At 66.5% G+C, this 21,574-nt stretch carries 21 protein-coding genes and 1 tRNA gene; 10 read left to right on the top strand and 12 right to left on the bottom strand.

Annotation, left to right across the window (positions count from 1 at the left end; all coding sequences use genetic code 11):
* Positions 1–162: 162 nt before the first annotated feature.
* The 4 genes from AB4Z47_RS10285 to amaB form a co-directional block, all read right to left on the bottom strand.
* Positions 163–1,257: a hypothetical protein gene (locus tag AB4Z47_RS10285; RefSeq protein WP_441949814.1), complete on the bottom strand. Its 1,095-nt coding sequence runs from the start codon at positions 1,255–1,257 to the stop codon at positions 163–165.
* 57 nt (positions 1,258–1,314) lie between these two features.
* The gene (locus tag AB4Z47_RS10290; RefSeq protein WP_441949816.1) at positions 1,315–1,461 is read right to left on the bottom strand and encodes a hypothetical protein; all 147 of its coding nucleotides are present in this window, start codon (positions 1,459–1,461) and stop codon (positions 1,315–1,317) included.
* A gap of 653 nt (positions 1,462–2,114) precedes the next feature.
* Positions 2,115–2,188 (bottom strand) — tRNA-Met (locus AB4Z47_RS10295).
* A 74-nt stretch (positions 2,189–2,262) separates the two neighbouring features.
* Complete coding sequence (amaB, locus tag AB4Z47_RS10300; protein WP_441949818.1) at positions 2,263–3,792, bottom strand: L-piperidine-6-carboxylate dehydrogenase; 1,530 nt, start codon at positions 3,790–3,792, stop codon at positions 2,263–2,265.
* A 112-nt stretch (positions 3,793–3,904) separates the two neighbouring features.
* Between amaB and AB4Z47_RS10305 the strand changes: the two genes are divergently transcribed.
* The 3 genes from AB4Z47_RS10305 to AB4Z47_RS10315 all read left to right on the top strand — a co-directional run bounded on the left by AB4Z47_RS10305 (position 3,905) and on the right by AB4Z47_RS10315 (position 7,093).
* Complete coding sequence (locus tag AB4Z47_RS10305; protein ID WP_040686931.1) at positions 3,905–4,357, top strand: Lrp/AsnC family transcriptional regulator; 453 nt, start codon at positions 3,905–3,907, stop codon at positions 4,355–4,357.
* A 64-nt stretch (positions 4,358–4,421) separates the two neighbouring features.
* Positions 4,422–5,765, top strand: a complete 1,344-nt coding sequence (gene lat / locus AB4Z47_RS10310) for an L-lysine 6-transaminase (protein WP_441949820.1) — start codon at positions 4,422–4,424, stop codon at positions 5,763–5,765.
* A gap of 170 nt (positions 5,766–5,935) precedes the next feature.
* Positions 5,936–7,093: a YVTN family beta-propeller repeat protein gene (locus AB4Z47_RS10315; RefSeq protein WP_441949822.1), complete on the top strand. Its 1,158-nt coding sequence runs from the start codon at positions 5,936–5,938 to the stop codon at positions 7,091–7,093.
* 133 nt (positions 7,094–7,226) lie between these two features.
* Here AB4Z47_RS10315 and AB4Z47_RS10320 read toward each other — a convergent pair whose 3' ends face one another.
* Both AB4Z47_RS10320 and AB4Z47_RS10325 read right to left on the bottom strand, forming a co-directional pair.
* Entirely contained in the window at positions 7,227–7,571 is a 345-nt protein-coding gene (locus AB4Z47_RS10320; RefSeq protein WP_441949824.1) for a hypothetical protein, read from the bottom strand.
* A complete protein-coding gene (locus AB4Z47_RS10325) occupies positions 7,571–7,957 on the bottom strand; it encodes a DUF1707 SHOCT-like domain-containing protein (protein WP_441949826.1) in 387 nt (128 codons plus the stop codon). Before AB4Z47_RS10325 ends, AB4Z47_RS10320 begins: the two co-directional genes overlap by 1 nt.
* Before the next feature lie 257 nt (positions 7,958–8,214).
* On the opposite strand from AB4Z47_RS10325, the gene AB4Z47_RS10330 reads away from it, so the two are divergent.
* Positions 8,215–10,266, top strand: coding sequence for a protein kinase domain-containing protein (locus AB4Z47_RS10330; protein WP_441949827.1), 2,052 nt, complete (start codon positions 8,215–8,217; stop codon positions 10,264–10,266).
* 38 nt (positions 10,267–10,304) lie between these two features.
* On the opposite strand, the gene AB4Z47_RS10335 is transcribed toward AB4Z47_RS10330, so the two are convergent.
* The 3 genes from AB4Z47_RS10335 to AB4Z47_RS10345 form a co-directional block, all read right to left on the bottom strand.
* The gene (locus AB4Z47_RS10335) at positions 10,305–11,240 is read right to left on the bottom strand and encodes a patatin-like phospholipase family protein (RefSeq protein ID WP_441949829.1); all 936 of its coding nucleotides are present in this window, start codon (positions 11,238–11,240) and stop codon (positions 10,305–10,307) included.
* 139 nt (positions 11,241–11,379) lie between these two features.
* Positions 11,380–13,185: an acetyl/propionyl/methylcrotonyl-CoA carboxylase subunit alpha gene (locus AB4Z47_RS10340; RefSeq protein ID WP_441949830.1), complete on the bottom strand. Its 1,806-nt coding sequence runs from the start codon at positions 13,183–13,185 to the stop codon at positions 11,380–11,382.
* 443 nt (positions 13,186–13,628) lie between these two features.
* Entirely contained in the window at positions 13,629–13,817 is a 189-nt protein-coding gene (locus AB4Z47_RS10345) for a hypothetical protein (protein ID WP_441949832.1), read from the bottom strand.
* 334 nt (positions 13,818–14,151) lie between these two features.
* Here AB4Z47_RS10345 and AB4Z47_RS10350 point away from each other — a divergent pair, with 334 nt between their 5' ends.
* Positions 14,152–14,937 carry a helix-turn-helix transcriptional regulator gene (locus AB4Z47_RS10350; RefSeq protein ID WP_441949834.1) on the top strand — a complete coding sequence of 262 codons (786 nt, stop codon included), beginning with the start codon at positions 14,152–14,154 and terminating at the stop codon, positions 14,935–14,937.
* Here the strand turns inward: AB4Z47_RS10350 and AB4Z47_RS10355 are convergent.
* The 3 genes from AB4Z47_RS10355 to AB4Z47_RS10365 all read right to left on the bottom strand — a co-directional run bounded on the left by AB4Z47_RS10355 (position 14,866) and on the right by AB4Z47_RS10365 (position 17,617).
* On the bottom strand, positions 14,866–15,498 hold the full coding sequence (locus AB4Z47_RS10355) for a Maf family protein (RefSeq protein ID WP_441949836.1): 633 nt from the start codon (positions 15,496–15,498) through the stop codon (positions 14,866–14,868). The two genes, AB4Z47_RS10350 and AB4Z47_RS10355, sit on opposite strands and share 72 nt — an antisense overlap.
* On the bottom strand, positions 15,495–15,833 hold the full coding sequence (locus AB4Z47_RS10360; RefSeq protein ID WP_441949837.1) for an acyl-CoA carboxylase subunit epsilon: 339 nt from the start codon (positions 15,831–15,833) through the stop codon (positions 15,495–15,497). The genes AB4Z47_RS10355 and AB4Z47_RS10360 overlap by 4 nt, the downstream gene beginning before the upstream one ends.
* Before the next feature lie 143 nt (positions 15,834–15,976).
* Complete coding sequence (locus AB4Z47_RS10365; protein WP_441949839.1) at positions 15,977–17,617, bottom strand: acyl-CoA carboxylase subunit beta; 1,641 nt, start codon at positions 17,615–17,617, stop codon at positions 15,977–15,979.
* A 204-nt stretch (positions 17,618–17,821) separates the two neighbouring features.
* Between AB4Z47_RS10365 and AB4Z47_RS10370 the strand changes: the two genes are divergently transcribed.
* The 5 genes from AB4Z47_RS10370 to AB4Z47_RS10390 all read left to right on the top strand — a co-directional run bounded on the left by AB4Z47_RS10370 (position 17,822) and on the right by AB4Z47_RS10390 (position 21,574).
* Positions 17,822–18,010, top strand: coding sequence for a hypothetical protein (locus AB4Z47_RS10370; protein WP_441949841.1), 189 nt, complete (start codon positions 17,822–17,824; stop codon positions 18,008–18,010).
* Between the two features lie 22 nt (positions 18,011–18,032).
* Positions 18,033–18,833 carry a biotin--[acetyl-CoA-carboxylase] ligase gene (locus AB4Z47_RS10375; RefSeq protein WP_441949843.1) on the top strand — a complete coding sequence of 267 codons (801 nt, stop codon included), beginning with the start codon at positions 18,033–18,035 and terminating at the stop codon, positions 18,831–18,833.
* Between the two features lie 195 nt (positions 18,834–19,028).
* Positions 19,029–19,571 carry a PH domain-containing protein gene (locus AB4Z47_RS10380; RefSeq protein WP_441949844.1) on the top strand — a complete coding sequence of 181 codons (543 nt, stop codon included), beginning with the start codon at positions 19,029–19,031 and terminating at the stop codon, positions 19,569–19,571.
* A 16-nt stretch (positions 19,572–19,587) separates the two neighbouring features.
* Positions 19,588–20,265, top strand: coding sequence for a response regulator transcription factor (locus tag AB4Z47_RS10385; protein WP_441949846.1), 678 nt, complete (start codon positions 19,588–19,590; stop codon positions 20,263–20,265).
* Position 20,266: 1 nt separating this feature from the next.
* Positions 20,267–21,574, top strand: a complete 1,308-nt coding sequence (locus AB4Z47_RS10390; RefSeq protein WP_441949848.1) for a sensor histidine kinase — start codon at positions 20,267–20,269, stop codon at positions 21,572–21,574.

Below are 21,574 nucleotides of genomic sequence, written 5' to 3' on the forward strand. Positions count from 1 at the left end.
TGTCATGCGCGGTATTTCGCCGAGACAACACCCAATCGCTCTCCTGGGTGAATCCATCGGGTCGGAGTCGTATCCGTCACCACCGTAAACCGCGCATAAACACCGTCCGCGACGCGGTTTACGGCTTGCGTCCCGATCGAGCGACGATTCCGCGACCAGCACTTATCCTGTGCTGATATCTTCCACGTCTGGGGTAAGGCAACCAAACGCGGTCAAATGGTGCCAGTTGGAGGTTGCGGCTGCTCGGACTTCTTCCATGTTTGTCGTCCTTTCGCGTTGTAGGTACGCGAAGAAGCCAATGACGAAGTCGACAGCGGACAGCCGTCTTCCTGGGCGGAAGTCGGATTCTGGGATTATTCCCAGCCGTGCCGCATACTCGTGTCGGCTCATGACGTCATCGGGTCCACTACGGTAGAACCGATACTCGTCTATCAGGCGCAGCGCGTATAGTCGGGCATAATAGGTCGGCATTATATCCAACAGAGCGCGTGATTCTGGGGCGACTGACTTCAGCGCAATTTCTTGAGCAGCGAATGCGCATACCTCCGTTGCTGCGATATTGACGCCGAGCAGATCTTCCTCGAGAATGTCGGTCTGCACCGCGTAGAGCGCATGCCCCAACGCATGGAAAGCAGCGCGATAGGACTCCAGCCCGCCGTATTCGGCGAGAAATATCGTAGCGCTGCGTGGTGAAATTATCGTGATGTTCGTCGAAATTTTGGACCGTGACGAACGTACAATTCTCACTGAGTCCTGGATGCCGAGTCTTCTCACTTCCGTCTCGAGATCCTCGGCGATCCTGTGCACGGGGTATTGATCGCTGTTCTCGGTCAGTAGATTGGAATAGACTTCAGATAGACGCCCTTCTTCAACTGTGCCTCCGAGAATTGATCGCATTGCCTCCAAGTACGTGTCTCGAGTCTCATCGAGCAGATCATGGGCAAGTCGTTCTACGCCACGGGGCTCAATCGCTCTGATCGCACACGACGCTTCGAAGAAGTCATTCTTGCCCAGATCTCGGGCCAGTTCATTCCGAGTCGCCCTATTATCTTGAACGTTGTGCACGCTATGCGACTCGAGCACTAAGGTATCAAAGAGGTATGCTTGCTTCTGCCGTTCACGGTATTGCGCTGCCGGAACCAGTAACGCCGCTCGGATCTCGTCGCTCGACCAATTCGGGTTATCCGATGTTTCGTCGGAACCCGAACTATATAAAGCGAGAACGCGCCGAGCGCCGGAATTGTAATGATCCAGCACTCGACGCGTTGTGTCACCCACTGTTCTCACAGAAAACTATATTCGCGAGTTCAGTTGTCAGTTCGACCAGGCGTTGGTGAATCGATCATATTCCGGCCCGACGATACCGTTCGTACCTGATTCGTCGGTGCCAAAGTTGCACATGTCTGCGACGTTACCGGTCTTGACGGGAACAGAATTGTTTTCGTCAGCAGTGATGTCCATTAGAAGCCCTCCCCGGCATTGGCGGTAGGCGAATTTATTTGAATGCCAGTGCCAATGTCAAAGCTAGCCAGGGCGCAGCGACTACGCCAGCGTGAGGCAACGGATGAGACGTAGATCACACTCCGCGGGATGCATTGGCCCAGTACGCAATTGGCCAGTGCATCGGCCGCTCCCTGGTCAGGTGGGTGCGCATAATGCCGCCGGACCCGCCGGCCCGGCTTTTCGCCACGACCGCCACTGTGGTGTCCGGCACTGCAAGCTGGAGCGCTACGCGAAGAGCTGGCCGGCCGCGGGGGTTCGCACGACGGGGCGGCGTGGCTGCCGAGGCGTCCTTGTACAACGACCGATACGAGTTCGATACTCGGGCGTCTTCACATGGTCGCGCTGGTTGTCGAACCCAGGCCTACGTGAGACCGGGCAGATGGGATCAGGCCGAAGGCGGTCAGCGAGCGACGCCGATGTGGCATTCACACGCGAGACCTATCCGCCTGTTCGGTCCGGGATGGATCGGGACGCAGCGGTTCGCGGCGCGAACTACCTACCGGGCGTCTCGAGGCCGACAAGGATGCGGATCCGGAAACCTGCGCCCGGCTGAGGTTCCCGGAGCGCAAGAGAATGGCCCGGAACTATGTGTTCCGGGCCGTCTGTCTTTGTAGCGGGGACAGGATTTGAACCTGCGACCTCTGGGTTATGAGCCCAGCGAGCTACCGAGCTGCTCCACCCCGCGTCGGTATGCACAACACTACACAGGTGTGCGCGTAACGCCGAATCGTGCAGGTGGACAGGGGTGCGGTGGGCTGCTCAGCCGAACTTTATGCCCTGGGCGAGGGGCAGTTCGGTGGAGTAGTTGACGGTGTTGGTGGCCCGGCGCATGTAGGCCTTCCAGGCGTCCGAACCGGATTCACGGCCACCGCCGGTTTGCTTCTCCCCGCCGAAGGCGCCGCCGATCTCGGCGCCGGAGGTGCCGATGTTGACGTTGGCGATACCGCAGTCGGAGCCGTCGGCGGCGAGGAAGCGCTCGGCCTCGCGCTGGTCGGTGGTGAAGATCGAAGACGAAAGGCCCTGTGGCACTTTGTTGTGCAAGGCGATCGCGCGATCGAAGTCGTCGTAGGTGAGCACGTACAGGATCGGTGCGAAGGTCTCCTCGCGCACTACGGCGGTCTGCGCGGGCATGCGCACGATAGCGGGCCGCACGTAGTAGGCGTCGTCGCCGAATCCCTCCACTCGCTCGCCGCCGCAGACCAGTTCGCCGCCGTCCGCGACCGCCCGGTCCAGCGCGGCGCGCATCCCGGTATAGGCCCTGCCGTCGATCAGCGGACCGACCAGCACGCCGTCGTCGAGCGGATTGCCAACGGGCAGTTGCCGATACGCGCGCTCGAGCCGGTCGACCAGCGGGCCGATCACATCGCGGTGCGCGATCAGGCGCCGCAGCGTGGTGCACCGCTGCCCGGCCGTGCCCGCCGCCGCGAACACGATCGCCCGTGCCGCCAGCTCCAGATCGGCCGACTGCGTGACGATGGCGCCGTTGTTGCCGCCCAGTTCCAGCAGGCAGCGCCCCAACCGATCGGCCACCCGCGGTGCGACGAGCCGGCCCATCCGCACTGAGCCGGTCGCGCTGACCAACGCGACCCGCTCGTCCTCCACCAGCCGGGACCCGACCTCGCTCGCGCCCTGAATCAGTTGGTGCACTTCCGGATCCGCGCCGACGTCGACGGCGGCGCGCCGCAGCAGGGCGTGACAGGCCACCGCCGTGAGCGGTGTGGTCTCCGACGGCTTCCACACCACGGTGTCGCCGCAGACCAGCGCGACCGCCGTATTCCAAGCCCACACCGCGACGGGGAAGTTGAACGCCGAGATCACCCCGACCACGCCGAGCGGATGCCAGGTCTCCATCAATCGGTGTCCCGGCCGCTCCGACGGCATCGTATGTCCGTAGAGCTGCCGGGAAAGTCCGATGGCGAACTCGCAGATGTCGATCATCTCCTGCACCTCGCCCGCGGCCTCGGCGGGGATCTTGCCCGCCTCCAGCGTCACCAGCTCGGCCAGCTCGCTCTTGTGCGTGGTGAGCAGCTCTGCGAGTCTGCGCACCACCGCCGCCCGGGCGGGGGCAGGATCGCGGCGCCACGCCTGGAATGCACTGGCGGCCCGGCCGATCGCGGCATCGACCTCGTCGAGCGAGCTGGCTCGCAGGGTCAGCAGCTGTCCTCCGGTGATCGGAGTGCGCGCGGGCAGCGCACCGGGTTCGGGCAGTCGCGCGCCGAGCCCGTGCAATACCGCGGCCGTGCGAGCAGCGAGTTCCTGGGTGGTCTTGGCGCCGAGTACTTCAGTCATGTGTTGTTCCGCTGTACCTTTCAGCCGCGTCGCGGCGTATCTATCCCACATAGCGGGAGGGTGGGGGTCAGGTTTCGGACACGAGGCGGGCCGCCTGAGTTAGCCTTCGCTGATGGCGGATACACCGGCTCGACCCGTACTCGATGACATCGATCGCCTGCTGATTCGTGAACTGATGGCCGATGGACGGGCCACACTGTCGAATCTGGCCGAGAAGGCAAGTTTGTCGGTGTCCGCCGTGCAATCACGGGTCCGTCGACTCGAGGCACGCGGAGTGATCCGCGGATACACCGCCCACGTCGATCCCGAAGCGCTCGGCCAGCTCTTGTCGGCATTCGTCGCGATCACTCCTCTCGACCCGTCGCAGCCTGATGACGCGCCCGCGGTGTTGCAGCACATCCCCGGTATCGAGGCGTGCCACTCGGTCGCGGGCGACGAGAGCTACGTCCTGCTCGTGCGCGTGGCGTCCCCGAGGCACCTCGAGCAGCTGCTGCAGGAGATCAGAGCGACCGCCAATGTCAGAACCCGGAGCACCATCATCTTGCAGACATTCTATGACAGGTAGTCATAGCGCGTAATTAATCCTCTATTCTGTAGAGATTTCGTAAATTTTTACGTACCCTCAGGGCGTGACCATCGAACTGGAACGCACCCGCCCGGCGGTCACCCCCGCCGCCCGGGTACATGAGATCTTGTCGGCCAGCATCCTTGCCGATGGCTTCGATTTGGTGCTGGATCTACGGCAGTCCCGCGGCTGCCGTCTCGTCGACGAACGTGACGGCAGCTCCTACCTCGATATGTTCGGCTTCTTCGCGTCCAACGCGCTGGGCATGAACCATCCCGACCTCGCCGACGATGAGGAGTTCCGCGCCGAACTCGCCACCGCGGCGCTCAACAAGCCGAGCAACTCCGACATCTACACCGTCGAGATGGCCCGCTTCGTCGAGACCTTCGTGCGGGTGCTCGGCGATCCACGGCTACCGCACCTGTTCTTCGTCGACGGCGGCGGCCTCGCGGTGGAGAACGCGCTCAAGATCGCGTTCGACTGGAAGTCCAGGCACAACGAATCTCACGGCCGCGCACCGGAACTCGGCACCAAAGTGCTGCATCTGACCGGCGCGTTCCACGGCCGCACAGGCTACACCATGTCGCTCACCAACACCGACCCGGTGAAGACCGCGCGCTTCCCCAAGTTCGACTGGCCCCGCATCAAGGCGCCGTACCACACCGAGGCCTTCGACATCGAGGACGCCGAGGCCAGTGCTCTGGACCAGGCGCGGCGCGCCTTCGCGGAATACCCGCACGACATAGCATGTTTCATCGCCGAGCCGATTCAGGGCGAAGGCGGCGACCGGCATCTGCGTGCGGAGTTTCTGCAGGCCATGCAGCGGCTGTGTCACGAAAACGACGCGTTGTTCGTTCTCGACGAGGTGCAGACCGGTGTCGGCATGACCGGAACCACCTGGGCCTACCAGCAACTCGGGCTCGAGCCCGATGTGGTCGCCTTCGGCAAGAAGACTCAGGTGTGTGGCGTGATGGCGGGCGGGCGCCTGGACGAGGTGTCCGACAACGTGTTCGTGGTCAGCTCCCGGCTCAACTCGACCTGGGGCGGCAACCTTACCGACATGGTGCGCACCCGGCGGATCCTCGAGGTGCTCGAGCGTGACGAGCTGATCGAACGGTCCCGTCTGCTCGGCGCACACCTACTCGATCGGCTGGAATCGCTGGCTGTCGACCACTCCGACGTCAGTGATCCGCGGGGGCGCGGACTGATGTGCGCGATCACACTGTCCTCGGCTGGGCTGCGCGACGAGGTGCTGACCGCGTTGCGCGTGCGCGAGCGCGTGCTGATCCTCGGCACCGGGGAGCGGGGCATCCGCTTCCGCCCACCGTTGACGGTTACCGCCGCCGAACTGGACGAGGCCGTCGACGCGCTGGACAGGGTGCTCACCGCTGTCGAATCACCTGCATAACGGATGGTCCGGGCATTCCGGTGTCCTCGGCGCGGATGCGCCGGAATCCCGGATTCACCTCCTAGGCTTCCCAGCCATATCCTCTCGTCTTCACCACCCGGTGCGGCGCGTGAACCGACAGCGCAAGGACCGCAGCGGCGCACCCCCACGACATCGTGGTTTGCCTCGCCGTGCTGGCAGCCGTGGCAGGCTGCGCCACCAGCGACGCTGGCACGGCGACCGGCCCTACGGCCGACACCTCGGTCGCCACCCGGACCACCAGTGCGTTTCCGCCGCACCTGACCGATCTGCTTCCTGGAATGCCGCCGCCGCTGTCGCCGACCGACGTATATGCGGCCAATCGTGAGCTGCACCCGAGCGTGGTCGACCACCGCCCGCTCGTCTACGTGCCCAACAGCGAGTCGAACACGGTGTCGGTGATCGATCCGAACACCTTCCAGGTGATCGACACCTTCCCTGCGGGCGGCCTGGAACCCCAGCACGTCGTGCCGTCCTACGACATGCAGACGCTGTTCGTCACCAACTACATGCCGCTGGGTGGGGGCAGCCTGTTGCCGATCGATCCGCGCACCGGCAAGCCGGGGCAGCCGGTTCCGGTGCGTGATCCCTACAACATGTATTTCACGCCGGACGGCCGATATGCGCTGGTCGTCGCGGAGGCGGACAAGTCGCTGGACTTCTACGACCCACGGACCTGGCTGCAGGTGCACGCTCTCGCGGTGCCCGACTGTGCCGGCGTCGACCACATGGACTTCACCGCCGACGGCCGTTTCGCTCTGGTCTCGTGCGAATTCGTCGGCCGGATGCTGGTTTTCGACGTCGCCGAGCGCAGAGTCGTCAAGATGATCGACCTGCCGGGCGGCCGCTCCGGAAAGCCGCAGGATGTGAAGCTGTCGCCGGACGGCCACACCTTCTTCGTCGCCGACATGGTCGCGAACGGTATCTACACGGTCGACGCGCACACCTTCGACAACATCGGGTTCGTACCAACCGGCAAAGGGACGCACGGGCTCTACGTCACCCGCGACTCCAGGCGGATGCTTATCACCAACCGGCACGAAGGCAGCATCTCGGTCTGGGATTTCGCGGCGAATGCGCTGGTGCACAAGTGGTTCGTGCCCGGGGGCGGCAGTCCGGACATGGGCAACATCTCCGCGGACGGCCGCGTCTTCTGGGCCACCGGTCGCCACCATGGCGAGGTATACGTCATCGACATCGTCAGCTGGAACCTGCTGGCGCGCATTCGCGTCGGCCGGGGACCGCACGGGCTCACCATCTGGCCCCAGCCCGGACGCTATTCCACCGGACACACCGGTGTTATGCGCTGACACCATACACGTGGCCGAAGCGCTTGTGCGACACAAGAAAGCACACCAGCGCGAAACTCGGCGTCGCAGGCACGCATGCGTGCCTGCGGATGAGGAAGCCGAAGGAGGGGCCGCCCTCGTGCTCGGAGACAGGTCAGGAGACGACTGGGCGCAGGCCCAATCCACCTTCGACAAAGCGACGGACGGTGGTCATCCCGGTGTCCAGCGCCGGCTGGTAGCCGGGCCGCGCCCATCCTGTGACCTTCGCGGTGCCGTCGCCCGCAGGCGTCACGCCGATCTCGGCCACCAGCTCGGCGGTGGTCGGTTCGCAGACGGCCCAGGAGAAGTAGGTCTCCTCGTCCCAGCCCGCGCTGCGCCGGGCTACGTAATCCGGGTCGGTGATCCCGCCGGCCGCCAGCGCGGGGCGGTCATCGATGCGGTCGTCCGCGCGGAGGGCGCGTAGATACCAGCTGCCCGCGTTGATCTCGATCGGTTCCATCAGTCCCTGTCCTCCTCGTCGCGCTGGTGCCGCCGGGTGCCGAACAGTGCCCCCGCGAGCGGGATGGCGAGGAACCAGAGCCAACTGCCGGTGGTGAAGAACAGAATGACCGCGACGATCGGGATCGCGGCGATCACCCGGTCAGGCCATTCGGCGAGAAATCCGCCGGCCCGATCGTCGGGCAGCGTCGCCACTGTCACGGGCTCGGCGGGGAGATCGGTGAACACCTTGTCCAGATCGCCACGGGTGAGCGCCTTGGCCACTACGCCGCTGCGCTCGTCGAATTCCGCGACGCTGAGCCGCCCGGCTGCGAAATGATCGGACAGTCGCCGCATCGCCTGCTCACGTTCTGCGGTGCCGATCCGAATTTCGGGTAACTCCTCCATGAGGAAAAGGCTAGCGGGCGGACAAGCCGGGCCACTCGAACCACGGCAACGGCAAGCCGGACAAGCCACGCAGATAAGTAGACGAGTGTCGCCGGACTGTCGTCCAGCCCACAGTGGTGCGCGCGGCCGGGTGCGGTTAGGCTCCGAAAGAGGATGGATTTTTTCGGTATTCGTATGGTGAGCTGCTGATTTCCGTTGTCGGCTCGTTCGGGCGAAGGCCGGGTCCGCCAGATGTCAACGGTGACTGGAGGTTCGCGATGGGGGAGGTGCGATTCGGGGGTTACCGGCTGGAGCGGCTGCTCGGCAAGGGCGGCATGGGGCAGGTCTGGTTGGCGTACGACACTACTGCGACGCGATGGGTGGCGCTGAAACTCCTGCCCGCCGAACTCGCGGTCGCTGGGGGATATCGCAAGCGGTTCGAGCGCGAAGCCGAGGCCGTTGCCGCGTTGCGCGATCCGCACGTGCCGCGGATTCACCGCTTCGGCGAGATCGACGGTCGGTTCTACATCGACATGCAGTTCGTCGAGGGCACCGACCTGGCGCGCAGGATGGCGGCCGAGGGGCCGCTGGCACCGGACGTCGCAGTCGGCCTCGTCGGACATGTGGCGGTCGCGCTCGACGTGGCGCATCGGGCCGGGCTGGTACACCGCGACGTCAAACCGTCCAACATCGTCGTTCATCCCACCGGCTTCACCTACCTGATCGACTTCGGCATCGCACAGGGGCTGGGGCAGACGGCCGTGACCACCACCGGCATGGCGATCGGCACCCTGGCGTACATGGCTCCGGAGCGGTTCACCGGCAACGTGGACGGTCGCGCGGACGTCTACTCGCTGGCCTGCGTGCTCTACGAATGCCTGACCGGATCCCGGCCCTACGGCGACACCGATCCCGCCCAGCAGATGCACGCCCACCTGATGTCGGCACCGCCGCACGCCAGCTCGGCCCGCATCGACGTCCCGGTCGAGCTCGACGCCGTCATCGACCGTGGTCTGGCCAAGGACCCGGCCGAACGATTCTCCACCGCAGGCGCATTCGCCGCCGCCGCGCGCGCGGCGATCGGTGCGCCCGTCCCAGCGCAGACCGCACCGGTTCCCGCCGCTGACTCGATGCCGCCGACCACGCACCTCCCCGAACCCGGCCGCCCGGCAACGAAGTTCCTGACCGACGAACCCGCTGCGGAACATTCGCCGCACCCAGGGCAGGCTCCCGCGGCGCTCGCCGGACCGACGCCGACGAAGGTCCTGCCGGAGCCGGGGCCGACGCCGACCTTGGTGGCGACGAGGCTCGACATCTCCCTGATCGCGCCACAAGTAAATTCTGTTGTGGGACAGCATGATCCGAATGCTGCCGCTCCTCCCGATGCGCCGCAGCGCAATTACCGGCCGTATTTCGATGCGCGACAACCACAGGTGCGTGCGGGTGCGGTATATCCGGTTGCTGGGCAGCAGCATTCAGGCGCACAGCAGTGGTACCCGAACGGACCGTATCCGGCGGTTCAGTCGGGCACCGGGCCGAACCCAGGCGGATGGCAGGCGCGGCTGCTCGCACTCCCGGCGCGGGTGCTGGCCCCGAGGCATGCCCCGTTGCCGCTGCCGTATCCGCGGGCGGGCACGCCCGCGCGCAGGGTCTTCCCCGCTCCGGTCAACCGTCCTGCCTACCGGCCTCCTCAGGCACGCCCGCTCGTCCCGGCGCTGCGGCGACGGCCGCGGCGGCGGAGCTCGATGTCGAAGGTGATCGGTGCGCTGATCGTGATCTTCCTGGCACCGTTCGCGCTTGCCGCCGGATGTTTCGCGCTGATCGCCGTCGGGAGCAAGACGAGTGATTCGGGTGGCGGTGCGCCCGCCTCGCCGCCCTCGGTGCGTGCCGACGAGCATCCCGGACCGCCGAAGGATCGGTCGCTGCCGGGGCCTGCCGCACCGGCCTCGGTGGACATCCCGGTCCGGGACGGCAAATTCGAGTTCGTCGTGACGAAGGTCGACGCGGACGTGTCGCGGGTCGGATTGCAGACGGCCGCAGGCTCGTTCCTGATAGTCACCCTCGCCGTCCGCAACATCTCCGACGAGGTGAAGTGGTTCCTGCCGATGGGCCAGCGCCTGTTCGACGCCCAGGGGACCCCCTTCGAGCACAATGCCACCGCCACCATGTGGCAGAACACCCAACAGCGCCTCGGCTATTCGTTCGAGCTGCGCCCTGGCCAGTCGGCCACCACCCAACTGGTCTTCGATCTACCGCCGCAAGCCAGCCCCGACCACCTCGAACTCCACGACTTCTTCCTCTCCAACGGCGTACAGGTGCACCTCAACTGACGCAGCCGCGACGCCCGAGTCCGTCGGTCGGAGACGCGTCAAGCGACGCGGGCGGTGTCGGCGAGAGCCGTGCGGACCGCTTGGCGGCCGATACCCAGGGCGCGGGCCAGCAGGGTGGTGTCGCGGGCCGTGCTGTCGACGTCGGGAGACCCGACTGGAGGGTGGATCTGCAGGACGGAGTCGCCGAGGTCGGCCAGCGCCCTGTCCTCGATGTCCTGCTGGTTGGGGCGTTCCAGCCAGGCCCGGTACGCGCCGGGGGCTGCGGCGCGCAGGTAGCCTCCGCCCACGATCCGGTGCAGCCGGGAGGCGGGCGGGCGTTTCTCGTCTACGCGGCGAGTGCGCAGGACCAGCGCGTGGGTGGCGCCCGCGCGAACGGCGGCGCGAATCGGCACGGTTTCGGACAGGCCGCCGTCGAAGTAGGTGGAGCCGCCGAGGGGGACCGGCGGCCCGGCCAGGATGGGCAATCCCGCCGAGGCACGCAGCGCGCGCAGGAGCGTGCGCTTGTCGGTGATGTGCGGGTGCAGGTCGACCGCCTGACCGGTGCGGGTGTCGGTGGCGATCGGATGAAACGTTGTGGGGTTGGTCAGGATCGCAGAGAAGTCCATCGGCTCGATGCCGTCGTACACCTGGTGCACCAGGTAGCGCAGGTCGAACGCGGGACCTCCGCGCAGCAGGCGAGCCGGGTCGATGGCTCGCCGCATGATCTCCGGATCGGTCCACGGGCGTGTGCCGAGCACCGCGCGCCCGGACAGCAGCCAGGCACCGTTGATCGCGCCCGCGGACGTGCCGTAGACCGCATCGAAGACCCGGGCGAGCCTCAGCTCCTCCAGCGCGGACACCATGCCGCTGGAGTAGACGCCGCGGCTGCCGCCACCCTCGACGACGAGCACGAGCCGATGCCCGTCGGCACGGCTGGACGAGGCATGTCGGGCGCGGATCACCTCCGCGACAGGGGAAATGCTCGAGCTGGTCACCGAACGACGATACGACACCGCCGCGTGAGTGTCAGGCCGGGACGAGGCAGCTCGCGTAGCCAGGGAGAGTCGGCGAACGAACAGAGCGGGCGTGGAGGTTGTGTCCAGCGCCCGCTCGTAGACGGTCTTCGCCTTGTGCCTACTTGATTTCTGCGAGAACCGTGCCCTGGGTGATCGCCGCGCCCGCCTCGACCGACAGTCCGGTGACCACGCCTGCCTTGTGCGCGTTGACCGGGTTTTCCATCTTCATCGCCTCGAGCACCACGATCAGGTCACCCGCCTCGACGGACTGGCCTTCCTCGACAGCGACCTTGACGACGGTGCCCTGCATCGGTGCGGTCACCGCGTCGCCGGAGGCTGCGCCGCCGCCCGCGCCGCCCCGCTTGCGCGGCTTGGGCTTCTTGCGGATCACCCCGGCGCCGTTGCTCGCCRCTCCAGCGGCTCCGGCGCCCACGGTGAAGTTGCCAGGAAGCGACACCTCGACCCGGCGCCCACCAACCTCGACGACTACCTTCTGCCTGGGCAGATCCTCGTCCTCGTCGGCTGCGGCGGCACTCCCGCTGAACGGCTCGACAGTATTGACCCACTCGGTTTCGATCCACTTGGTGTAGACCTCGAACGTCTCGCCGTCACCGATGAACGCCGGGTCCTCGACGATCGCCCGGTGGAACGGGATGACGGTGGCAAGGCCGTCGACCTCGAACTCGGCCAGGGCGCGTCGCGCCCGCTCCAGCGCTTGTGCGCGGTTCTCGCCGGTGACGATCAGCTTGGCCAGCATCGAGTCGAACTGACCGCCGATCACGCTGCCCTGCACCACGCCGGAGTCCACGCGGACGCCGGGGCCGGTCGGCTCCTTGTACACCGCGACCGGGCCGGGGGCGGGCAGGAAGCCGCGGCCCGCGTCCTCGCCGTTGATGCGGAACTCGAACGAGTGGCCGCGCGGCTTGGGGTCTTCCTTGATTTCCAGCTCTTCGCCGTTGGCGATCCGGAACTGCTGGCGCACCAGGTCGATGCCCGCGGTCTCCTCGGTGACCGGGTGCTCGACCTGCAGGCGGGTGTTCACCTCGAGGAACGAGACAGTGTCGCCCTGCACCAGGTATTCGACGGTGCCCGCCCCGTAGTAGTGGGCTTCCTTGCAGATGGCTTTGGCCGAGGCGTGGATCTTCGCACGCACCTCGTCGGTCAGGAACGGTGCGGGGGCCTCCTCGACGAGCTTCTGGAAGCGCCGCTGCAGCGAGCAATCGCGGGTGCCCGCGACCACGACGTTGCCGTGCTTGTCGGCGATGACCTGCGCCTCGACGTGGCGGGCCTTATCCAGATACTGCTCGACGAAGCACTCGCCGCGGCCGAAGGCGGCGGTCGCCTCGCGGGTGGCCGACTCGAACAGCTCGGGGATCTCCTCGATGGAGTGCGCGACCTTCATGCCACGACCGCCACCGCCGAACGCGGCCTTGATGGCGACCGGAACGCCGTACTTCTTCGCGAACTCCACAACCTCGTCGGCGTTCTTGACCGGGTCCTTGGTGCCCGCGGCCATCGGCGCGTTCGCGCGCTCGGCGATATGGCGCGCGGTGACCTTGTCACCCAGGTCGCGAATCGATTGCGGTGAAGGGCCGATCCAGATCAGCCCGGCGTCGATGACGGCCTGGGCGAAATCGGCGTTCTCCGATAAGAAGCCGTAGCCAGGGTGGATGGCGTCGGCGCCGGACCTGGCAGCAGCATCGAGGATCTTGTCGAACACGAGGTACGACTCGGCCGAGGTTTGCCCACCAAGGGCGAAGGCCTCGTCGGCAAGCTTCACGAACGGGGCATCGGCGTCCGGCTCGGCATATACCGCGACGCTGCCGATGCCGGCGTCCTTGGCCGCCCGGATTACGCGCACCGCGATTTCGCCTCGGTTAGCTACGAGTACCTTCGTGATCCGTGCGCTGGCATGGCTGGGCACTGAGCCTCCTGTGTGCAATCTTTGGTCGCTTCGCGGGGGGTGGGGTCGCTGCGCAGGGCTCCGCTCCCGAAATCGACAAACTTACGTCTCGGGCGAGTGTAGGCAGTCTGCCAACAGACACCGAACTCGGCTAGCCCTACTCAACAGTAGGTCGCAGATCACAACCTACGCGGGTGGTGTTCGGGACCGCGGCCCGCCCTACCTGCTGCGGGCGCGCCGCGAGGCGCCCGAAGGGACCTCGCCGGAATCATCTCCCTTGGCGATCGGCATCCGCACCGCGTTGCCCTATTCGGTCCAGGAACGTCGTAGTTGCGGACGGTGTCGAAGCGGGTGGTGCTGCCGTCGCGGCGCACGGTCGGGTACTCGCGGCCGACACCGTGCGCGGGCTCGAAGGTCGTGTCGCGTGCTTCGAAGATCCATGCCGCCCGCCCACCGTGGAGCAATCACACGTTTTCGTGCCCGAACAAGGTGAAGACCCATGCCGTGTGCGCCGCCTGCGCTTTGCCTCGACCGCCGTAGATCACCACCGTGTCGTCGACTGCGATTCCTTTGGCGCGCATCAGTTCGGTGAAGCGGATTCCGTCGATATAGTCGGGCGTGACCGGATCGTTCCGATCGCGTCGCCAATCCAAGCTTCGTGGCGCCGGGACCGTGCCCGATGTCGTAGAGCAATATGTCCTTCGTTGGACTCGATGATCTCGAGTCCCTTCGTACCGATGTTTGCCGACAGCCATTCGGTGGTTACTAGTCGGTGAGGATGTGCGTAGGAACCGAATGAGGAATGAGGATCCGGAGTAACAGCCACGGAGTGGTCCTTCACGCGTGTGTAGGCGGTGGTGACGGCGCTTCGGGTCTCACAGCGATGGTGTGAGGCGATAGTGACTCTCGTTTCAGATCACAAATCGGCTGAGGGGCGAATTAATGGCACCTACATCCGATAAAGTCTCCCGAGAGGAGGGGTGAGCTATGTCCGATTCTTGGCCGCGGCGGCGACTGCTCGCGATCCTACGTGGCGCCAGCGAACCTCTCGATGCCCAAGAACTGGCCAGGATCACCGGACAGCACGTCACCACGGTTCGGTTTCACTTAGACGTGCTCACCAGGGAATCCCTCGTCCGGCAATTCCAGCAGCCACCCCGCGGCCGCGGGCGTCCGCGCATCGGATACAGCGCCGTACAGCGATCGGTCGGCTACCAGGATTTGGCGCAGGTTCTCGCTGACCAGTTGGGGCCGGATCCGCGGCGTCGGTCGGAGGCTGCCGTCGCGGCAGGCCGGTCCTGGGGTGCCAAACTCGATGTCGGTGACCATCGGATCGAATCGCTGGAGGACGCCAAAGACGTCACCATGACGCTGATGTCGGAGCTCGGCTTCGCACCGGAACGCGACCCTTCCTCGGAGACCGACGAGCGGGTGTTGATCCGGCTGACGGCCTGTCCGCTGCGCGAGCTCGCGCGGACGCATTCCGAGGTGGTGTGCGGCGTGCATCTCGGCCTGATCGAAGAGGTGCTCGACCGCAACGGTGCGCGCGGCGAGGTCGATGTCCAGATGCATCCGTTCGTCGAGCCGGAGCTATGTGTGGCGCGACTGGAACTCATCGCCGCGCGGCACGCCGAAGCCCACGAGGCGGCGACGGTGCCCGCGGGTGGTGATGTGGAGATTCCTGAGCCGCTGACCGCGCCGTCAGGCCGTGTGGCCCCACAACTGCGTAACTCCGACCCCAACGTCATCAAGCAATCGGCGCAGCAGTGGTAGCCCGATTCCGATGACGCTGGACGGATCGCCGTCGATGCGATCGACGAACCAGCCGCCCAAACCGTCGAGGGTGAACGCGCCCGCCACCTGCAACGGCTCGCCGGTCGCGATGTAGGCGTCCAGCTCGTCGGGCTCCGGCTCGGCGAAATGCACCGTGGTGGAACTGTGGTCGACCGCCTCGGCGGTGACCTGTCCGTTCCGGAGTCGCAGCACACAGTGGCCGGTCACCAGGTCCGCACTGCGCCCCGCCATATAGCCCCAGCGGGCGCGTGCGACCTCGGGAGTGTATGGCTTGCCCTGCAGCTCGCCATCGACGAGCAGCATCGAATCGCAGGCCACCACAACACAATCGGCGGCGAGTTCGGGAATGTCGGCGGCTACGGCTGCCGCCTTGGCGCGGGCCAGCTCGACCACGACCAGCTGGGGCGCGGTGTCATGGGGAAGGGCACGGGCCACCGCATCCTCGTCCACGTCGGATACTCGGACGATCGGGTCGATGCCCGCCGAACGGAGAACTTCCCTGCGGGCAGGGGACGCGGAAGCGAGAACCAGGCGCGTCACTCGCGCAGGTGGGACAGTTGCGGGAAGGCGTACGGGGAGAACGGCGAACTGCCGCGGTGCATCAGCGTCGGGCGACCCCACAGGTCCGCCGGACCGGACCGGCCCGCCGGTGCCGCACCGTTGGCGACGGCGGACAGGACGCATACCAGCGCGGCGAGTTCCTCGTCGGTAGGTGCGCCCTTCACTACACGGAAGAAGGGCTCCACGGTGGCTCCGGCCGGCACCGCGGCGGCCGCGTTCGCGTCGGCGGCCACTCGGACCTGATCGACGATCGGGTCGACTGCGAGTTCCAGTTCGACGGCGCTCAATACATCTTCTTCTGCCACGGTCGTCACGGTGCCAGATCCTCTCTTTGCCTCGATCGCGTTGATTGATCAGGCGTTCCCATATTTCGAAATACCCGAACAAAGCAGATCATCCTCGGATCCACTCATCGCGTCTTGCGCAAGTGTGCGCGGCCTACGAGGATATCGCTTGATCACAGCGGGATGTTGCCGTGTTTCTTCGGCGGAAGAGTAACCATTTTGCGTTCGAGCAATCGCAGCGCCGACACGATTTGACCGCGCGTGTGCGACGGCGGGATGACCGCGTCCACGTAGCCGCGCTCGGCGGCGATGTACGGGTTCACGAGCGTGTCTTCGTACTCGTTCTGCAGCTCGAGCCGCAGCGCATCGACGTCTCCGCCCTCCGCGGCGGCCTGCTGCAGTTGCTTGCGGTAGACGAATCCGACGGCGCCGGAAGCGCCCATCACGGCGATCTGGGCGGACGGCCAGGCGAGGTTCACGTCCGCACCCATGTGCTTGGAACCCATGACGTCGTAGGCGCCACCGTAGGCCTTGCGGGTGATGATCGTGATTTTGCCCACAGTGGCCTCGCCGTAGGCGTAGAGCAGCTTCGCGCCACGCCGGATGATGCCGTTGTACTCCTGGCCGGTGCCGGGCAGGAAGCCGGGAACATCGACCAGGGTGACGATCGGGATGTTGAACGCGTCGCAGGTGCGCACGAACCGAGCAGCCTTCTCCGAGGCGTCGATGTCCAGACAGCCGGCGAACTGGGTGGGCTGGTTGGCCACGATACCCACGCTGCGGCCGTCGATTCGGCCGAAGCCAACGATGACGTTCATCGCGCGCTCGGCCTGCACCTCGAGGAACTCGTCGTCGTCCAGCAGACGACGGATCACCTCGTGCATGTCGTAGGGCTGGTTCGGTGAGTCTGGGATGATCGTGTCCAGCTCGAGGTCCTCGTCGGTGAGCGAGTCCTCGATCGCGCCGGCGATCGGGTCGGTGGCCGGGAACCGCGGCGCCTCGGCCCGGTTGTTGCTCGGCAGGTAGGACAGCAGGTCCTTGACGTAGTCCAGCGCATCCTGCTCGCCGGAGGCGACGTAGTGCGCGACGCCGGACTTGGTCATGTGCGTGTGCGCACCGCCCAGGTCCTCCATGGTGACGTCCTCGCCGGTCACCGTCTTGATGACGTCCGGCCCGGTGACGAACATCTGGCTGGTGCCGTCGACCATCACCACGAAGTCGGTCAGCGCGGGGGAGTACACGTGGCCACCGGCGGCCGGGCCCATGATCAGCGAGATCTGCGGGATCACGCCGGAGGCCTGGATGTTGCGGTGGAAGATCTCCCCGTAGAGGCCGAGCGAGACCACGCCCTCCTGGATGCGCGCGCCCGCACCCTCGTTGATGCCGATCAGCGGACGGCCGGTCTTCAGGGCCAAGTCCATCACTTTGACGATCTTCTCGCCGTAGACCTCGCCGAGGCTGCCACCGAACACCGTGACGTCCTGGCTGAAGATGCAGACGTCGCGGCCGTCGATCGTGCCGTAGCCGGTCACCACGCCGTCGCCGAGCGGCCGGTTGTTCTCCAGGCCGAAGTTCACGCTGCGGTGGCGTGCCAGCGCGTCGAGTTCGACGAACGAGCCCTCGTCCAACAGGGCAAGGATGCGCTCGCGGGCGGTCATCTTGCCCTTCGCGTGCACCTTGTCGACGGCGGCCTCACCCATCGGGTGCTTGGCCTCTTCCAGCCGATTCCGCAGGTCAGCCAGCTTCCCGGCGGTGGTGTGGATATCGGGGGAGCCCGCCGGACCTGAAGCGGGCTGCTGCTGGACACTCGTCATGGCTCCGGAGTGTAACGAGTGCCAGTGCTTCTTTCTAACCGAGGCCGGGCTACCGGCGAGTAAAACCCCAGCTAGATCAGGTTGCGGAGCGCAAAGTTCCCGGTCGATCGACGGGCGCCATCGGCGGAAAACGAGTATCGCCGCCGGGGGGTGTCCAGATAGCTTGATAACGACCGATTTTCGAGCTCAGGGGAGGAGCCCGCAATGTGGGAATGGAGCAGGACGGTCACCGAATACGCCGCCGCCGCGGCGTGGATGCGGACCGAGCAGACCGAGGCGAAGTACGTCGACCCCGAATACTGGGCCGAATCCGTCGAGGGCGAGTCCGCGGAAGGCGATGGGGTGGCGATGGCGGCAGGCGACCGGATCGGCGTGTACGACCTCGTCGGATAGCGCGGCGAGTAGCCTGCCCGGTGTGCAGAGGCCACCGTTGGATGCAGAGCAATTGCGGCGCAGTGTCATCGAGTCGCCCGAGCTGTCGTTCTTCTCCCATATCGACGTGGTGGAGACGACCGGGTCCACGAACGCGGACCTGATCGCGCGGGCGGGCGAGCCGGACGCCGATCGCCTGGTGTTGCTGGCGGAGACGCAGGAGCACGGCCGCGGTCGACATGCGCGGACCTGGGTCAGCCCGCCGCGGGCGCAGATCGCGATGTCGCTGCTGGTGCGGTTGCGCGGGATCGACCCGACCTTGCTCGCCTGGCTGTCGCTGCTGACCGGCGTCAGCGTGGTGGACGCGCTGCGCGCAACGGCGGGAGTCGCCGCGGACCTCAAGTGGCCGAACGACGTGCTGATCGACGGACGCAAGGTCGCGGGCATCCTCGCCGAGGTCGCGGCAGGTGGCGGCGCGCCGGCCGTGGTGATCGGAGTCGGACTCAACGTGAGCCTCACTGAGGCGGAACTGCCGGTGCCGCATGCCACGTCGCTCACCCTTGCGGGCGCGAAGGAGACCGACCGCACGGTGCTGGTGCGGTCGCTGCTGGCCGAATTCGCCCGCCGCTTCACCGCGTGGCGTGACGGGAACTGGGCGAACGCCGAGCTGGCCGCCGCCTACCGCGAACGGTGCGCCACGATCGGCGCCCAGGTCCGGGCCGAGCTGCCCGGCGGCCAGGTGCTGACCGGCGTGGCCGACGGCGTCGACGACGCCGGCCGCCTGCTCATCGGCGACCAGGCGGTATCCGCGGCCGACGTCGCCCATCTGCGCGCGGAGAACTGACCCACTCGAGTGCGCACTTCCCGATCGCTCGGGAACCGGAAAGTGCGGGGGCTGAATGCGTTAGACGGGCTGGAAGGCGGGGTAGACGGTCTCCCCGGCGAACATTGCGGAATCGACACGCTGGCAGACGATTGTGTAGCACCACGCGCTGCACTGTCGGCTATTCCGGCATCCGCACGCGGTAGGGTGCCTGACATGGGTTATCCGGAGGATGTGCTGGCGCCCGAAGAACAGCTGATACTCCATCGTCATCCGCATTGGAAAATGCTGTTCTGGCCCATCGTGACGCTCATCGTCGCCACCGCACTCGCCGGTTTCGCGGGCGGGCTCATCTCACGCAAAGCCGAGGAAAGCACACGATCCGTGCTGCTGATCGCGGTGCTGGTGGTGTACCTGGTCGTTCTCGGATGGCGTTGTGTCGCACCGGTTGTCAGCTGGAAGTCGACGCATTTCATCATCACCGACCGAAGAGTGCTCGTGCGCCAGGGCGTGCTCACACACACCGGCATCGACATTCCGATGAGCCGGATCTCGAGTGTCCAGTTCCGGCACGGGCTGTTCGACCGGATGCTCGGGACCGGGACGCTGATCATCGAGTCGTCCTCCTCCGAACCGCTCGAGTACGACGACATCCCGGCCGTGCAGCAGGTGCACGCGCTGCTGTATCACCAGGTGTTCGAGGTGGAGCGCGGCCACAGCGGTCGCGGCGGCTGGGACGACCGTGGCGGCTACCGATAAGCCGTAACCTGGGCAGATGACCGCTGTACTGTTGGCCGAGGACGACGAGGCCATCGCCGCGCCGCTGTCGCGCGCACTCGGGCGTGAGGGTTATTCGGTGACCGTCGAGCGTTTCGGGCCCGCCGTGCTGAAGCGGGCACTGGAGGGCGACCACGATCTGCTCATCCTCGACCTCGGCCTGCCCGGCATGGACGGGCTGGAGGTGTGTCGTCAGGTGCGCGCCCGCGGCGCGGATCTGGCCGTGCTGATGCTCACCGCGCGCACCGACGAGGTGGACTTCGTGGTCGGGCTGGACGCGGGCGCCGACGACTACGTCGGCAAGCCCTTCCGGCTCGCCGAGCTGTTGGCCCGGGTGCGAGCATTGTTGCGCCGCAGCGGAATCGGTGACGACGCGATCGAAGTCGGCGGCATCCGTATGGAACCGGCGGCGCGACGGGTGCTGGTGAACGGCGTCGAAATCGGTCTGGCCAACAAGGAATACGAGTTACTCAAGGTGCTGATCGACCGGGCCGGGCAGGTGGTGCCACGCGAGACCATCCTGCGCGAGGTGTGGGGTGACGCCGAGCTGCGCGGCTCCAAGACCCTGGATATGCACATGTCCTGGCTGCGCCGCAAGATCGGCGACGAAGGCCCGATGGCCGAGCGGCGCATCGTCACCGTCCGCGGTGTCGGCTTCCGACTGAACACCGACTGACATGCGTCGTCGGATTCTGCGTTCGATGCTCACCGTGCTGACCCTCACCACGGTCGTGCTCGGCGTGCCGCTCATCTATACGGCTTGGCTGTGGGTGGAGGACATCACCCGCAACGACTTGCAGAACCGGCTGGACCGGATGGCCGCGGAGATCATCGCGCAGGAGCGCGGCGACGGCACGGTGCTCGGCGAGCTGGACACACGGTCGGTGGCACCGTTGGTGCCCGAGAACGGCAAGCTCACCATCGTCTACCCGTCGCCGCAGGACAACGCCTCCCGGCAGGACGTCGGGGCGAACGATGTGTCCGACCCGTTGGTGGAGTCGCTGTCGATGGGCACATCGGGGTCGCTGCGCCTGGAGGTGCCCTCGGCGCCGATGCACGCCATGCAACGTCAGGCGGTTGCGGTGGTGGGGCTCGCGGTGCTCGCCTCGCTGGGAGCGGCGGTTGCGGTCGCGGTGGTCACCGCCCGCCGGGTGGCCGATCCGCTGCGCGACGTCGCGGCGCGCGCTGCGCGTCTGGCGATGGGCGATTTCCGGCCCGATGCGCGTAGACACGGTATCTCGGAACTGGACCGCGTCTCGGACGTGCTCGATTCGGCGACGGTGGAGATCGCCGGGCGGCTGCAGCGGGAGCACGCCCTGGTCGCCGATGTGTCGCACCAGCTGCGCAGCAGGCTTACCGCCGTGCGGCTGCGCTTGGACGAGCTCTCCGCGCACTCCGATCCGGAGGTGGTACACGAGGCCGAGGAGGCGATGGCCCAGGTGGACCGGCTCACCGAAGCAATCGACGATCTGGTGCGGGCCTCGCGGGACGAGGACGCGGCGGACCGCGATCCGGTGCCGGTCATGGACGAGCTGCGCGGCGTGATCGCCGAATGGACCCACCCGTTCGCCGAGGCGGGCCGGACGCTGACGCTGATCGGGGACGAGTCGCTGCGCGCGCCGCTCACCGGCTCGCGGCTGCGCGAGGCGGTGGCAGTGCTGGTGGACAACGCGCTCATGCATGGCGGCGGGACCTGCACGGTATCGGTGCGCACGGTGCGGCCGGGCGGTGATCGCGAGCCGCTGGTATGTGTCGAAGTCGCAGACGAGGGCGACGGGGTACGCGACGAGCTGGCGCCGCACATCTTCGATCGGGGGTTCTCGGCAGGCGGTTCTACCGGCGTGGGACTGGCGCTGGCGCGGGCGCTGGTCGAGGCCGACGGCGGTCGCCTGGAATTGCAGCGACGCAGGCCGGCGTTGTTCGCGGTTTTCCTCGGGTCGTCGGCGTACCGGGCGCCCAACTCGGTGGTTGCCGAGCCGAGGTGA

The sequence above is a fragment of the Nocardia sp. 2TAF39 genome (genome assembly GCF_052114905.1).
Taxonomy (GTDB): Bacteria; Actinomycetota; Actinomycetes; order Mycobacteriales; family Mycobacteriaceae; genus Nocardia.